Origin of the sequence: Burkholderia sp. EMB26 (genome assembly GCF_024730645.1) — a bacterium.
GTDB classification, from domain to species: Bacteria; Pseudomonadota; Gammaproteobacteria; order Burkholderiales; family Burkholderiaceae; genus Burkholderia; species Burkholderia cenocepacia.
This window is the reverse complement of the sequence record NZ_CP078072.1, coordinates 80,210-93,850: the sequence shown is the minus strand read 5'-3', so window position 1 is coordinate 93,850 and position 13,641 is coordinate 80,210. Positions and strand designations below refer to the sequence as shown.

The 13,641-nt window shown below is 68.4% G+C and carries 14 protein-coding genes; 3 read left to right on the top strand and 11 right to left on the bottom strand.

The genetic code is table 11. The features are described 5' to 3' along the window. Window positions 1–53 precede the first annotated feature (53 nt). Complete coding sequence (rbsK, locus tag KU887_RS30780) at window positions 54–980, bottom strand: ribokinase (RefSeq protein WP_048988509.1); 927 nt, start codon at window positions 978–980, stop codon at window positions 54–56. A gap of 241 nt (window positions 981–1,221) precedes the next feature. Between rbsK and KU887_RS30775 the strand changes: the two genes are divergently transcribed. Continuing rightward, the gene (locus KU887_RS30775) at window positions 1,222–2,313 is read left to right on the top strand and encodes a LacI family DNA-binding transcriptional regulator (protein ID WP_077056916.1); all 1,092 of its coding nucleotides are present in this window, start codon (window positions 1,222–1,224) and stop codon (window positions 2,311–2,313) included. Window positions 2,314–2,328: 15 nt separating this feature from the next. Here KU887_RS30775 and KU887_RS30770 read toward each other — a convergent pair whose 3' ends face one another. From KU887_RS30770 to KU887_RS30740, 7 genes are all read right to left on the bottom strand, one after another. Further along, window positions 2,329–3,399: a lysozyme inhibitor LprI family protein gene (locus KU887_RS30770; protein ID WP_080322368.1), complete on the bottom strand. Its 1,071-nt coding sequence runs from the start codon at window positions 3,397–3,399 to the stop codon at window positions 2,329–2,331. Window positions 3,400–3,530: 131 nt separating this feature from the next. After that, entirely contained in the window at window positions 3,531–4,559 is a 1,029-nt protein-coding gene (locus KU887_RS30765) for a GTP-binding protein (protein ID WP_080331732.1), read from the bottom strand. After that, window positions 4,556–6,223 carry an amidohydrolase gene (locus KU887_RS30760; protein ID WP_058903815.1) on the bottom strand — a complete coding sequence of 556 codons (1,668 nt, stop codon included), beginning with the start codon at window positions 6,221–6,223 and terminating at the stop codon, window positions 4,556–4,558. Before KU887_RS30760 ends, KU887_RS30765 begins: the two co-directional genes overlap by 4 nt. Window positions 6,224–6,244: 21 nt before the next feature. Then, window positions 6,245–7,639, bottom strand: coding sequence for a sodium:solute symporter (locus KU887_RS30755; protein WP_058903814.1), 1,395 nt, complete (start codon window positions 7,637–7,639; stop codon window positions 6,245–6,247). A gap of 63 nt (window positions 7,640–7,702) precedes the next feature. Further along, a complete protein-coding gene (locus KU887_RS30750) occupies window positions 7,703–7,900 on the bottom strand; it encodes a DUF3311 domain-containing protein (protein ID WP_006490947.1) in 198 nt (65 codons plus the stop codon). A gap of 232 nt (window positions 7,901–8,132) precedes the next feature. Continuing rightward, window positions 8,133–9,257 (bottom strand): Fic family protein, encoded by a 1,125-nt coding sequence (locus KU887_RS30745; RefSeq protein ID WP_012493668.1) that lies wholly within the window; start codon window positions 9,255–9,257, stop codon window positions 8,133–8,135. 90 nt (window positions 9,258–9,347) lie between these two features. Then, window positions 9,348–10,265, bottom strand: a complete 918-nt coding sequence (locus tag KU887_RS30740) for a LysR family transcriptional regulator (RefSeq protein ID WP_062911533.1) — start codon at window positions 10,263–10,265, stop codon at window positions 9,348–9,350. 126 nt (window positions 10,266–10,391) lie between these two features. Here KU887_RS30740 and KU887_RS30735 point away from each other — a divergent pair, with 126 nt between their 5' ends. Both KU887_RS30735 and wrbA read left to right on the top strand, forming a co-directional pair. Beyond that, window positions 10,392–11,117 (top strand): pirin family protein, encoded by a 726-nt coding sequence (locus tag KU887_RS30735; RefSeq protein WP_062911534.1) that lies wholly within the window; start codon window positions 10,392–10,394, stop codon window positions 11,115–11,117. A 61-nt stretch (window positions 11,118–11,178) separates the two neighbouring features. Beyond that, window positions 11,179–11,781, top strand: a complete 603-nt coding sequence (gene wrbA, locus KU887_RS30730; protein ID WP_006490964.1) for an NAD(P)H:quinone oxidoreductase — start codon at window positions 11,179–11,181, stop codon at window positions 11,779–11,781. Between the two features lie 105 nt (window positions 11,782–11,886). Here wrbA and KU887_RS30725 read toward each other — a convergent pair whose 3' ends face one another. From KU887_RS30725 to KU887_RS30715, 3 genes are all read right to left on the bottom strand, one after another. Further along, entirely contained in the window at window positions 11,887–12,192 is a 306-nt protein-coding gene (locus KU887_RS30725; RefSeq protein WP_048988500.1) for a hypothetical protein, read from the bottom strand. A 229-nt stretch (window positions 12,193–12,421) separates the two neighbouring features. After that, window positions 12,422–13,156: an LrgB family protein gene (locus KU887_RS30720; RefSeq protein WP_006490940.1), complete on the bottom strand. Its 735-nt coding sequence runs from the start codon at window positions 13,154–13,156 to the stop codon at window positions 12,422–12,424. Then, window positions 13,153–13,524: a CidA/LrgA family protein gene (locus KU887_RS30715; RefSeq protein WP_006497900.1), complete on the bottom strand. Its 372-nt coding sequence runs from the start codon at window positions 13,522–13,524 to the stop codon at window positions 13,153–13,155. Before KU887_RS30715 ends, KU887_RS30720 begins: the two co-directional genes overlap by 4 nt. Window positions 13,525–13,641 lie beyond the last annotated feature (117 nt).

The window sequence follows — 13,641 nt, the reverse complement described above, 5'->3', positions numbered from 1 at the left end:
GTCTCCATGTCACTGGTTTCGGCCGGGTTCGGCCGTTCCGTCGCATGCGGAATTCAGCTCTCCATACGGTCGACTTCGTCGCGCGTCGGAATCGACGTCTGCGCGCCGTGGCGCGTGACGCTGATCGCGGCCGCACGCTGGCCGAAGCCGATCGCGTCGTCCATCGACGCGCCGCCGGCTCGCGCGGCCGCGAACCCGCCGACGAACGTGTCGCCGGCCGCGGTCGTATCGACGGCCGCCACCGCGATCGCCGGATGGCGGCCGCTGCCTGCGCTGCCGCGCCAGCAGACGCCGCGCGCGCCGAGCGTGACGAGCACGTTGCCGACGCCCTTCGCGCACAGCGCCTCGGCGGCGCGCGCGGCCGACGCGTCGTCGCCGACCGCGATGCCGGTCAGCGACTCGGCCTCGGTTTCGTTGACGACCAGATAGTCGACCCGCGCCAGCAACGCATCGAAGAGCGGCCGTGCGGGGGCGGGATTCAGCAGCACCTGCGTGTGGTGCGCGCTTGCACAGGCAATCGCGCACGCCACGGTGGCGACCGGCACCTCCAGCTGACACACGAGCAGCGCGGCCCCGGCGATCGCGTCGCGCGCCGCATCGATCCGGTCGGCATCGACGCATGCATTCGCGCCGGGCACGACGACGATGCTGTTCGCGCCGTCGTCGTCGACCGTGATCGTCGCGACCCCGGTCGCCGTGCCGCCGATCCGGTGCAGGTGCGTCACGTCGATGCGCTCTGCCGCCAGCGCGCCGTGCAGGCGCGCACCGAACGCGTCGTCGCCGACGCACCCGATCATCGTGACCGATGCACCGAGGCGCGCGGCCGCGACCGCCTGGTTCGCGCCCTTGCCGCCGTGGACGGTCTCGAACGTCGTGCCGAGCAGCGTTTCGCCCGGCACCGGCAGGCGCGGCGCGCGCGTGACGAGGTCGATGTTGACGCTGCCGACGACGGCGATACGCGGTGACGTGGTGTCGCTCATGCTCGAATGTAACCGCTTACATTTACAGCCGACAAAATGGCCGGACAGGCCGTCGCCTCCGAAAATTCCGCGATGCGGGTGAAATCCATGTCTGACATAATGTGGAGCAGCAACAAGATAGCGCTTACATTCTCACAGGATCGAATGGAGATGCAAGCGGGACCACCATGAATCGAGGGTAAACAATGACGCGACTGGCAACGCACCGCGCCGGCAGGCCCATGCCGCCGGGAGACCGCCGATGAGCTCGCCCCCGTCCCGCGGTGGCGCGTCGCGGGCACGCCGCGGCAGCGGCCGCTCGGTACTCGGCGACGTCGCGAAACTGGCCGGCGTGTCGACCGCGACCGTCTCGCGCGTGTACAACGATCCCGGCAAGGTCTCGGCCGACGTGCAACAGCGCGTGCGCGACGCGGCGCTCGCGCTGAACTGGATTCCGAATGCGGCCGGCCGCGCGCTGGCGTCCACGCGCACCCACATCACCGGCGCGATCATCCCGACGCTGGACGACCAGGTGTTCGCATCGCAGGTCGCCGGCATGCAGACGGTCATGGCCGAGCACGGCATCACGCTGTTCCTCGGTTGCTCGAACTACGACCCCGCGCAGGCGCTCTCGCAGGTGCGCGCGATGCTGTCGCGCGGCGTGGAGGCCGTGTCGCTGGTCGGCGAAGCGTATCCGCCGGAACTGTTCGAACTCCTGGCGATGCATCGCGTACCGTACGTCGTCACGTATGCGTATCGCGACGACAGCCCGCACTGCTGCATCGGCTTCGACAACCGCGCGGCATTCGCGCAGCTCACCGCCCATCTGCTCGACCTCGGCCACCGCGATTTCGCGATCATCATGCAGCCGTCGACGGACAACGACCGCGTCCAGGCTCGCCTGCGCGGCATTCACGACACGCTTGCCGCGCATGGGCTCGCGGTGCGCCCCGTGCATCAGCACGAAGGCGCGGCCACGATCGCGTTCGGGCGGGCGAGCCTGCGTGCGATCGTCGGCAGCGACGCGGCGACGCGGCCGACCGCGGCGATCTGCGGCAACGACGCGCTCGCGCTCGGCGCGTTGCTCGAAGCACAGGCGCTCGGCATCGACGTGCCCGCGCAGTTGTCGATCACCGGATTCGACGACATCGCGCTCGCGCGCGAGATCCAGCCGCCGCTGACGACGATGTGGGTCGACACCGACGCGATCGGGCGCCAGGCCGCGCATGCGTTGCTCGATGCGCTCGAGAACGGCGCTACGGGGCCCGGCCATGCGGTCCAGCCCGAGTTGCGCATCCGGGCATCCGCGGCGGCGCCGGCGCAGACCCGCACGCGTGCGGCACGCAAGAAATAGCGAAGCAGCGCGTGCTTACTGCATCACGTCGATCGGCAGTGTCTTGTCGAGACGGTCGTGCCACGCGTTGATCGTCTTCGGCACGGTTTTCTTCCACGCCGGCACGTTCGAGTAATAACGCATCCGGACGTTGTTCTTCGCATCGAACACCAGCAGCCCGATCCACAGATCGGTGCCGCGGCGCATCACGATCGCCGCGTTCGTCGTCGCGATGCCGCGCACCCAGTACGACGTCACCTGTGCGTTGAGGCCGTCGAGATCCTTTTCGTCCGCGCTGAGATTGACCACGTCGACGAGCGTCTGATAGTCGGCGCCGAGCAGCTTGTGCGCGGTCGCGTTCTGCTGTGCATCGGCGACGATCTTGAGGCTCAGCAGGTCGGCCGGCGGCTTTGACTGCGACTGCGCGGCGGTCACATAGTCGCCTGCGTACATGACGCCCATGCCTGCGCCGCAATCGATATCGGCACCCTGCTGCGTGACGCGGATGCGTCCGCCCTTCCGGTCGAAATCGAGCCGGCACTTGTCCCGGCGATAGGTGCCGCTGTCGCCGTGCAGCACGATGTCGCCGTCGAGCCCGCCATCGTGCGCGCCGTTGTTGGCGCTCAACGCGAAATGCAGGCGCGGCGCCGTGCCGGTGAACGTCAGCACACCGCCGAACGATGGGTTGTCGCTGTCGAGATACCACGTCTGCTGCCAGCGATCGGCCGCGAGCGGCGTGCCGTTCAGGCTCGCAAGCCGTTCGCGATAACGGTCGCGCAGGCACGGCGCATCACCGCCGCACTGGTCGCGCTGCTTGAGCCACGTCAATTGCGCCTGCTTCAGCGCGGCCGTATCGCCGCCCTGCGCGAGCGCCCGCTTCCACGCCGTCGACAGCTCGCCGTCGAGCTTCGACAGCGCGGGGTTCGCGCAGATCGTCTTCTCGGTGGGCGACGCGGCCTTCGCGCAGTCGAAGCCGGCCGCATGCGCGGCGACCGGCAGCAGCATCAGCAGCGCGGCCGCCGCGACGGATGGCCAGTGCGGACGCTGCGTTTCACATGCGGGAATCGCGACTTGCCCGCGCACATTCGATCGGTTGTGGATGGTCATCGGCTTGATCGTCGCTGGGTCGCGCGCCCGTAGAAGCTACCGGTGCGCGACATTCGAGGTAAAAACACCCGGCCCGGCATGCAGCGCATGCGGCCGCCCCGCCGAAGCGTAACCCGAATGCGCGACGCCGATCAATCGACGTTCGATGCCGTCGCAACCGCTTCGTCAGCCACGCCGCAGTGCGCGATGCCGTCGCGCAACGCCGCTTCCGTCGCGGGGTCGATGAACCCGATGAACACCATCACGCCGTCGCCGTCGCGCGCGGTCAAGCCTTCGTCTTCCAGCGATGCAAACCGGATGCGCCGCGCGGCGACCTGACACGCGCGCGTGGCGATCGCCCCGTCTGCATCGGCCACGCGCACGATGCCCTTCGCGCGCAGGATCGTGCGTGGCAACGCCTTCAGCCATGCGCGCAGTCGCGCCTTGTCGAGCACGGCCCGCACGGTGACGGTGAGACTCGCGAACGCCGGCATCGCGTGATGCCCGATCGCCCGGTGCGAACGCGCGAGGTCGGTCGTCGCGCGACGATCCGGCACGGCCCCATCGAACAGCAACGCGAGCGGAATCTCGCCATGTCGTGCCGCAACGACGATGTCGGTCGACGCATGGGCGCGCACGTCGTCGAGCACCGCATCGCGCCGCTCGGGCGCCACGAGATCGAGCTTGGTCACGACGATCGCGCCCGCGCCGTCGAGCTGGCGCTGCGCCATCGCGCCGACCAGCGGGTCGGCCAGCGTGTCGCGCCACGCGAGCGCGTCGGCGACGACGAGCACCGACGTCAGCCGGAACGCACCGTTCAGCAGTCCGATCTGTGCGATCTTCGCGGGATCCGCCACGCCGCTCGCTTCGACGAGCAGCAGGTCGGGCCGCACGTCGCGCGTCGCGACGCGCGTCAGCGCATCGACGAGCGCGCCGCCGATCGTGCAGCAGATGCAGCCGTTGTCGAGTTCGATCACGTCGTCGCCGCGGGCTCGCACGAGACGCGCGTCGATGTTCACCGCACCGAAATCGTTGACGAGCACCGCGATGCGCCGGCCGTGCGGCGCCTGCAGGATCGCGTTGACGACCGTCGTCTTGCCCGCGCCGAGATAACCGCCGATCACCGCGAGGTCGATCGGCGTACGAGCAGTCACCCCGGCTGCATCGGCGTGCGCATTCATCGCGGCGACCGGAACACGCGCCCGCCGAGCACGGTGCCCCACACCGCGAGTTCCTTGAGGCGGGCGGGCGCGCACACCGACGGATCGTCGTCGAGCACCGCGAAATCCGCGAATTTGCCGACCTCGATGCTGCCGACGAGATGATCCATCCGCAACGTATAAGCCGCGCCGAGCGTGATCGCATGCAGCGCGTCGTCCACCGACAGCCGTTCGCCTTCGCCGAGCACGCGCCCGGACGCCGTCTCGCGCTGCACCGCGCACCACGCGGTGAACAGCGGGTTCAGCGGCGTGATCGGCGCATCCGAGTGCAGCGCGAACGGAATGCCGAGCCGCCGCGCGGAGCCGGCCGCGTCCATCCGGTTCGCGCGATCGGGGCCGATGGTCTGGCTGTAGTGCGCGTCGCCCCAGTAGTACAGGTGATTCGCGAAGAAGTTCACGCACATCCCGAGCGCGCGCACGCGCTTGAGCTGCGCGGCGTCCGCCATCTGGCAATGCTGCAGCGTATGGCGATGGTCGGGGCGCGGATGGCGGGCGAGCAGCGTCGTCATCGCATCGAGCACGACGTCGGTCGCCTCGTCGCCGTTGGTGTGCACGTGCAGTTGCAGCCCGGCGCGATGAAACGGCTCGAACACGTCGACGAGCTGCGCGGGCGGGATCAGCCACAGCCCGTTCGGTTGCCCGCCCGCGTAGCCGGGCCAGCGCACGCGCGCGGTGAAGCCCTGGATCGAGCCGTCGACGATGAACTTCACCGGCCCGACATGCAGCTTGTCGGTGTTGCGTTCGATCTCCGCGAGCACGCTGTCGACGGAGCGCGCCGGATTGCGCTGCGGCGCGAACGCCGGCACGATCCGCACCGGGTAGTCGGGATCGGCGGTCACCTCGTGCAGCGTGCGATTGCCGTCGGGCGACAGGTCGTTGACGAGATCCGTGGCCGTCGTCACGCCCGCGAGCTGCGCGACGCGCCCGAAATTCCAGACCGCGTGCGGCTTCTCGCTCGCGGAAATCGCGAGCTTGCCGCCGATCGTCTGATACACCGGCAGCATCGCCGCGAACTCCTGCAGCTCGCCGGTCGGGCGACCGTCGGCGTCGCGCGACACGCCATCGATGTCGGTATCCTCGTCGATGCCCGCACGCGCGAGCATCGCGCCGTTCACGTTCATCAGGTGCACGCTCGCATGCAGGATCGCGATCGGCCGTGCCGCCGACACGCGATCGAGTTCGCGCACCGTCAGCCGCGCGGTACCGAAGAAGATCGGATCGAAACCCCATGCGAGCAGCGGACCGTCGTCGGTGATCGCGCGTTCGGCTTCCATGAGCCGGTCGAGCACCGCGTCGAGCGAGCGCAGGCCCGGCCACAGCGTGCCGTCGGGGCCGCGCCGGTCGTAGTAGCCGACGTACACGGCGTCCCACATCGCGCCTTCCATCAAATGACAGTGCCCTTCGACGAGCCCCGGCATCAGCACCTTGTCGCGCAGCGTGTCGTCCGCCGCGCAGGCGCCGAAGCGCGTGGGCCATGCAGCCGCGTCGGCGGCGTCGCCGACCGCGAGAATGCGACCGTCGCGCACGGCGACGTGCGTGGCCGACGGTTGCGCCGGGTTCATCGTCAGGATGCGGCGCGCCGTGAAGATCGTCACGAGCGCGGCCGAAGTTGCGGATGCGTGCATGGGGCGCGTTTCTCCTTTGCGTCAGGATACGGCGTATTGCTTGACGGGGCGGCCATGCAGCATCGCATGCACGGCCACGACGACGAGCACGTTGACGGCGAGGCACACGAGCCCGAGGTTGATGCCGCCGAAATCGACATGGAACACGTAGAACACCATCGCGAGCACCTGGCCGCAGATCATCCCGGCGCCCACCGCGACCGGCCGCACCTGGCGCCGCGCGAGCAGGATCAGCACGCCCGGCAGGAACTGCGTGACGCCGTAGTACGTGGTGTTGATCAGCGTGAGCATCAGGTTCGGCGTGAGCAGCGTGGTCGCGATCGACAGCAGCAGGTAACCGACGATCACGTATTTCGCCGCGCGCTTCTGGCGCGACTCGGGCAGGTTCGGCATCAGGTTGCGCGTGACGATCGGCCCGATCGCGAGGCAGATGCCGGCCAGCACCAGCAATCCCGACAGCGCGGCGCCGGCCGCGACGAGGCCGATCAGCCAGCCGGGCAACAGGTGCGTGACGGCCGCGAAGAACGCGTCGTTCGGCGACGCGAGCGTCAGGTTCGCGGTGATCGCGTAGTACGACGCGATCACGAGGAACGGATACATCAGCATGTACAGCGGCATCACGACCTGCGTGCGCCGGATCGCGTTCGGCCCGCGCGCGGTGAAGAAATTCTGCGCGGCGAACGGCATCAGGTAGAAACCGAGCGACTGGAACAGCATCGTGCTCATCGAGAAGCGCAGCTGCGAGCCGCTCATCGTGTTGCTGACCTGCCGGCTCGCGGCGTCGAACACCGGATGCACGCCGCCGACCTGCCACGCGACGGCGATGCCCGTCACGACGATCGCGAGCAGCATCAGGATGTCCTTCAGGATCGCGATATAGGCCGACGCGCGCACGCCGGAAATCGCGATGTACGTGAAAGCCAGCGCCGCGCACACGAGGATCAGGTACAGCGGCTCGACGTGCCAGCCGAGCCCCTTGAGCGCCGCGACCAGCCCCGTGAACTGCAGTTGCCCCCACGGAATCAGGAACAGGATCGATGCGCACGCAACCACTAGTTCGAGCCCGCGGCTGCGATAGTGGCCCTTGAACAGATCGGGCAGCGTGATCGCGTTGTGGCGCTTGCCGGCCTCCCAGATCTTCGGGCCGACGAAATACCCGATCGGGTAGGCCAGCAGGATGTAGCCGAGGAACCACACGCCGTAGGTCGGGCCTTTCGCGTAGATGCCGCCGGGGAAGCCGACCATCGTGCCGATGCTGTAGATCTCGCCGGCGGTCAGGAAGAACACGAGCGCCGTGCCGAACTGGCGCGACGCGACGAAGAAGTCATGCACGCTCTGCTGGCCGCGGCCGCGGCCGGATCGAACGGCGAGATAGAGCGACAGCGCGATCAGCGCGGCGAAGACGACCGTTGACATGCGCACCTCTGCGAAAGGACGGAAAGCACGGGGAGCGGCCGGCGGACCGCGACACGACGAGCGCTACGCTGCGCCGCCCGCGCGGCGGTCGAACAGCATCCAGCATGCGAACAGGCAGCCGGACGTCAGCACGAACCACGCGAAGATCCACATGAAGATGAACGGCACGCCCAGCACGTAGCGATCCTGCGCGGCCACCCACGGCAGCACGCCCATCACGCCGAGATACGGAATACCGATGCCGATCAGATACCTGAGCATGCGTGTCTCCTCGAATGCGGGTTCGTACGGAAAGCCGGTGCGCGGACGCGGCAGGCGGCGCCTGCGCGACATCCGGCGGCGAACCCAGTATTCGAAGACAAAAAGGCGCGCGATAGTGCCAGACGCGGGCAATCGCTTGGGCCAGCGACGGGCCGCCGGCGCGGCGCGGGAGCGATCGGCGGCACACCGCCACGGCAGGCCACCTCGGCCGGTGCGAGCCGCCGCGACGACGTCAGCCGTCGAACGGCACCCGTTCGTAGCTCGTGCTCCGGCCGCCGGACGACGAGCGACGCAGCATGCCGCGCTCGACGAGCTCCGTGATGTCGCGCAGCGCCGTGTCTTGCGAACATTTCGCGAGGGCGGCCCACTTGGTGGTCGTCAGCTTCCCTTCGAAGCCGTCGAGCAGGCGATTCATGACCTTGATCTGGCGTTCGTTCATCGCGACGCCGGCGTATCGCTGCCAGAAACGCGCCTTGATCAGCACCGCGTCGAGCGTCGTGTGCGCGTGATCGATCGCCCGGCCCAGCGTATTCAGAAACCACGCGAGCCACTCGGTGACGTCGAGCGAGCCGCGCTGGGTACGCTCCAGCACGTCGTAATACGCATTGCGCTCGCGCTGGATCTGCGCGGACAGGCTATAGAAACGCTGCGGACTGCGATCGGCGCGCGCCAGGACCAGATCGCCGAGCGCACGCGCGATACGACCATTGCCGTCGTCGAACGGGTGGAGCGTGACGAACCACAGATGGGCGAGCCCGGCCCGGATCAGCAACGGCTCGGCCGGCGGCGCATTGAGCCACGCGAGAAAGCGCCCGATCTCGTGCGTCAACCGCGCGGCCGGCGGCGCCTCGAAATGCACGCGCTGCCGGCCGATCGGCCCGGAAACCACCTGCATCGGCCCGCTCGCGTCCGAGCGCCAGCCGCCGACCGTGATCCGCGACAGCCCCGAATAGCCGGTCGGGAACAGCGCGGCATGCCATCCGAACAGCCGCGCCTCGGTGACCGGCGCGGCCGAGTGGGTCGTCGCATCCAGCACCATGTCGACGACGCCTTCGACGTGGCGATCGACCGGCGCCAGCGCGCCGATGTCGACGCCGAGCCGGCGCGCGATCGACGACCGGACCGAGGCGACATTCAGGTTCTCGCCCTCGATCGCGCTGGTCTTGACGACGTCATCCGTGAGCGCGGCGAGGCTCGCTTCGTCGCGCAGCGCCAGGCCGATATCCGCCAGTCGCCCGGCCAGCATGCCTTGCGCACGGCTGACGTCGGCGAGCGGCGTGGCGAGGGCCGCGAGGTCGAAGCGCCATGCCGGCCAGTCGGCCGATTCCCAGATAAAGGTGTAATCTCCGCTCATCATGCGGAGATTATCCGCGCATTCACCGCATGACTCAACAATATCCGCATATTTTGCGGTGATTAACCACCCTATTCACCGCAACGCGGCCCGCTACCGTACCCGGCCTGCCCCGCTCGCCCCCGTCGGCGCCGGCTCCGCGAGCCGCTCCGCGAGAAAGCCGATGAACGTGCGCAGCGTGACGAACCCTTCCCGATGCTGCGGAAACACCGCATTGAGCGTGATGGGCGGCGGCACGTAGGCGTCGAGCACCGGCACGAGCGCGCCGCTGTCGAGCGCCGCGCCGACGATGAAGTGCGGCAGCAGCGCGATGCCGAGCCCCGCGATCGCCGCATCGCACACCACTTCGCCGTTGTTCGCGACGAGCGGCCCCTGCACGTCGAACGTCCGCACCGCGCCGTCGACGCGGAATTCCCAGCCGACCCGCCGCTCGCGCCCGTACAGCACGCACGTGTGGCCAGCGAGATCGGCCGGCGTCTGCGGCGTGCCGTGCCGCTTCAGGTACGCGGGGCTCGCGCACGCGATCATCCGCCATGCACCCAGCGGACGCGCGATCAGCGTCGAATCCTCGAGCGAGCCGATCCGCAGCACGAGGTCGAAGCCCTCGCCGATCAGGTCGACGCGCCGATCGGTCAGATCGAGGTTCAGCCGCACGGCCGGGTGCGCGGACAGGAATTCGGCGATCAGCGGCGACACGTGCGTGATCCCGAACGACAGCGGCGCGCTGATCTTCAGCGAACCATGCAGCTCGGTGCTGCGTACCGACATCGCCTGCTCGGCGTCGGCGATCTCCGCGAGGATGCGCTGCGCGCGCACGTAAAACTCCTGCCCCGATTCGGTCACCGCGAGATTGCGCGTATTCCGGTGCAGCAGCCGCACACCGAGCGACGCCTCCAGCGCCATCGTGCGCCGGCTGACGAACTGCTTGGACAGCATCAGCTGGTCGGCCGCCGCCGTGAAGCTGCCCGCATCGACGGTCGCGACGAAGATCCTCAGGTCGTTGAGTTCCATATTGTCCACTCCATAGCGACAGTCATTATCTTCACGGCGATTTATTTGTCAAATCGATTGACCTAAGATTCATCTCAACGAACGGCCGGGCCCACTTCCGAGGTCCGGCGACTTAAGGAAAAAATCATGATCGAAGTCCGTGCAGCAAACCAACGTGGCCGTGCGGAGCATGGCTGGCTCAGTTCCCGTCATACGTTTTCGTTCGCGAATTACTACGATCCGAAGCAAGTCGGCTTCTCCGACCTGCTCGTGATCAACGACGACCGGGTCGCCCCGGGCCGCGGCTTCGGCACGCACCCGCACCGCGACATGGAAATCCTGTCGTACGTGCTCGACGGCGCGCTCGAACACAAGGACTCGATGGGCACCGGTTCGGTGATCGTGCCGGGCGACGTGCAACTGATGAGCGCGGGCACGGGCGTGCGCCACAGCGAGTTCAACCACTCGCCGGACGCGCCGGTCCACTTCCTGCAGATCTGGGTCGGGCCGGCCGAAAAGGGTGCCGAGCCGCGTTATCAGCAGACGAATGTCGCGGCCGACGACAAGCGCGGCAAGCTCGCGCTCGTGGTATCGCCGAACGGTGACGCCGGTTCGCTGAAGATCCGGCAGGACACCCGGATTTACGCGGGCCTGTTCGATGGCGACGAAAGCACTACGCTGGAACTGGATCCGAGCCGTTTTGCTTACGTGCACGTGGCACGCGGCAGCGTGACGGTCAACGGCGTGACGCTCGGCGAAGGCGACGGCGCGCGCATCCGCGGCGAACAGGCGCTGACGATCGCCGACGGCAAGGATGCCGAAGTGCTGGTGTTCGACCTGCGTCCGGTCGAAGTGACGGCCGAATGGGCGTGACGCCCGTTCGGGAAACCGGGCCCCGCTGAGTGCGGGGCCCTTTTAATCGGAGATTCGCAACATGGCCAAGGTTCTCGTTCTTTACTACTCGTCCTACGGGCACGTCGAAACGATGGCGCAGCACATCGTGGAGGGCGCGAAATCGGTGCCCGGCGTCGAGGTCACGCTCAAGCGCGTGCCGGAAACGATCCCCGTCGACCAGGCCCGCGCGATCGGCGTGAAGGTCGACCAGGCCGCGCCGGTCGCCACGGTGGACGAACTCGCCGACTACGATGCGATCATCTTCGGCACGCCGACCCGCTTCGGCAACATGGCCGGCCAGATGCGCACGTTCCTCGACCAGACCGGCGGCCTGTGGATGAAAGGCGCGCTCGTCGGCAAGATCGGCAGCGTGTTCGCGTCGACCGGCACGCAGCACGGCGGCCAGGAAACGACGATCACGTCGTTCCATACGACGCTGCTGCATCACGGGATGGTGATCGTGGGCGTGCCGTATGCGTGCAGCGGCCTCGTCAACATGAACGAAATCACCGGCGGCACGCCGTACGGCGCGACCACGCTCGCCGGTGCGGACGGCAGCCGCCAGCCGAGCGCGAACGAGCTCGACATCGCGCGCTACCAGGGCAAGCACGTGGCGGAACTCGCGAACAAGCTCGCGTCGTAACGCGGCGGCCTCGCGGCCCCCCCTTTCCGTCGCGCTGCAGTTCGCAGATGAACGAACGGCGCCGGTTCGACCGGCGCCGTTCGTCCTGTGCAACGCGTTCAGCCGTTACTGGCCCGAAGCCGGCACGGCCGGCGCCGCCTTCGTCGCGGGCGCCTGCTGCACGGCGTTCTGCGGATAGTTGCTCTGGTCGTTGGTCAGCCGGTAACCGCTGCCGGTGCCGATCGCCTTCAGGTCCGACGCATGCCGCGCGCGGGCCGCCTTGCGCGCCGCTTTCTTCTGCGCCTTGTCGAGCTGCTTCTGCGCCGGCGCGGACGCCGGGTCCTGCGCATAAGCCGCCGGCGCGGCGGTCAACGACAGACCGAACGACGCCGCTACTGCTACTGCCACCGAAACCACGCGAGACTGCTTCATGGCCGGATCTCCTTGTCGATTGTTGAATGTGGGTCGGACACCGGCGCGCACGCGACGGCTTGCGACAAACGGCGCCGATGCAACGTTAGCCGATCGCTACGCAAATGTCCCCGCGGATTCCTGAATTCTCCTGATAACGCCTACGATACATGCGCGCCGTATGCGCCGTCCTTTCGGCCTGTCGTGCGCGCCATCAGGGAAACCGATACCCCGCGGCCGGCCGGCGCCCTCAGATCCAGCGCGACAGCACCGGCAGCAGGATCGGCACGACGAATGCCGTCAGCACGCCGTTCAAGCCCATCCCGAGCCCCGCGAACGCGCCGGCTTCCTCGCTGACCTGGAACGCGCGCGCGGTGCCGATGCCGTGCGACGCGACGCCGAGTGCGAAACCGCGCACGGCCGGCTCGTCGATCCGCAGCAGATTGAGAATCCCGCGTGCGCACACCGCGCCGAAGATCCCGGTCGAGATCACCAGCACGGCCGTGAGCGACGGAATGCCGCCGATCTCGGCGGCGACGGCCATCGCGATCGGCGTCGTCGCCGATTTCGGCGCGAGCGACGCGATCGTCTGGTGCGACGCTCCGAACAGCGCGGCGATGCCGACCGCCGACACGATCGCGGTCAGCGAGCCCGCGAGCAGGCCGACGAGCAGCGGCAGCGCGGTACGCCGCAGCTTCGACCACTGGCGGTACAGCGGCAGCGCGAGCGCGACGGTCGCCGGGCCGAGCAGGAAGTGGACGAACTGCGCGCCTTCGAAATACGTCGGATACGGCGTATGCGTGAGCGTCAGCAGCACGACGATCACCGCGACCGCGATCAGCACCGGATTCGCCAGCGGATTGAAACGTGCCCGCGCATAGACGGCCTGTGCGAACAGATACGCGACCAGCGTGATCGTCAGGCCAAGCAACGGGCTCGCGGCGAGATAGACCCAGATCGCGCCGAGCTTCGGGAAGGCCGTCATTGCGCGCCCTCCGCGGTGTCGCCCGCGCGGCGCTGGCGCCGCAGCAGCGCGCGCGTGACGAGCGCCGTCACCGCGATCGCGAGCGTGGTGCTGACGGCCAGCGCGACGACGACCGCGACCGCGTCGCCGCGCACGCGGTCGGCCGACACCATGATGCCGACGCCGGCCGGCACGAACAGCAGCGACAGGTGACGCAGCAGCTCGAGCGCGGTCGGCTCGATCGCATCGGCCACCTGCGGGCGCAGCATCACGAAGCCGAACAGCAACAGCATGCCGATCACCGGGCCCGGCACCGGCAGGCCGAACAGATAGGACGCGCCTTCCCCGAGACACTGGAAGATCAGCAAGACCGCGAACGCCTGCAACATGAACCGCTTCTCCCGAACGTGGCCGCGCGACCGTGCGGCCGATGAGCCGGCGGCGTGCGACGCCGGCGTGAACGATACGCGCGATCGTACCAACAATGACGGCGGCGCGGGCCTTCG

Excerpts from the sequence above, each read along its gene's own strand:
- KU887_RS30775 (WP_077056916.1), top strand. The coding sequence starts at position 1,222 with ATGAGCTCGCCCCCGTCCCGCGGTGGCGCGTCGCGGGCACGCCGCGGC.
- KU887_RS30725 (WP_048988500.1), bottom strand. The coding sequence starts at position 12,192 with ATGAAGCAGTCTCGCGTGGTTTCGGTGGCAGTAGCAGTAGCGGCGTCG.
- rbsK (WP_048988509.1), bottom strand. The coding sequence starts at position 980 with ATGAGCGACACCACGTCACCGCGTATCGCCGTCGTCGGCAGCGTCAAC.
- KU887_RS30750 (WP_006490947.1), bottom strand. The coding sequence starts at position 7,900 with ATGCTCAGGTATCTGATCGGCATCGGTATTCCGTATCTCGGCGTGATG.
- KU887_RS30740 (WP_062911533.1), bottom strand. The coding sequence starts at position 10,265 with ATGGAACTCAACGACCTGAGGATCTTCGTCGCGACCGTCGATGCGGGC.
- KU887_RS30715 (WP_006497900.1), bottom strand. The coding sequence starts at position 13,524 with ATGTTGCAGGCGTTCGCGGTCTTGCTGATCTTCCAGTGTCTCGGGGAA.
- KU887_RS30755 (WP_058903814.1), bottom strand. The coding sequence starts at position 7,639 with ATGTCAACGGTCGTCTTCGCCGCGCTGATCGCGCTGTCGCTCTATCTC.
- KU887_RS30760 (WP_058903815.1), bottom strand. The coding sequence starts at position 6,223 with ATGCACGCATCCGCAACTTCGGCCGCGCTCGTGACGATCTTCACGGCG.
- wrbA (WP_006490964.1), top strand. The coding sequence starts at position 11,179 with ATGGCCAAGGTTCTCGTTCTTTACTACTCGTCCTACGGGCACGTCGAA.
- KU887_RS30770 (WP_080322368.1), bottom strand. The coding sequence starts at position 3,399 with ATGACCATCCACAACCGATCGAATGTGCGCGGGCAAGTCGCGATTCCC.
- KU887_RS30745 (WP_012493668.1), bottom strand. The coding sequence starts at position 9,257 with ATGATGAGCGGAGATTACACCTTTATCTGGGAATCGGCCGACTGGCCG.
- KU887_RS30735 (WP_062911534.1), top strand. The coding sequence starts at position 10,392 with ATGATCGAAGTCCGTGCAGCAAACCAACGTGGCCGTGCGGAGCATGGC.
- KU887_RS30765 (WP_080331732.1), bottom strand. The coding sequence starts at position 4,559 with ATGAATGCGCACGCCGATGCAGCCGGGGTGACTGCTCGTACGCCGATC.
- KU887_RS30720 (WP_006490940.1), bottom strand. The coding sequence starts at position 13,156 with ATGACGGCCTTCCCGAAGCTCGGCGCGATCTGGGTCTATCTCGCCGCG.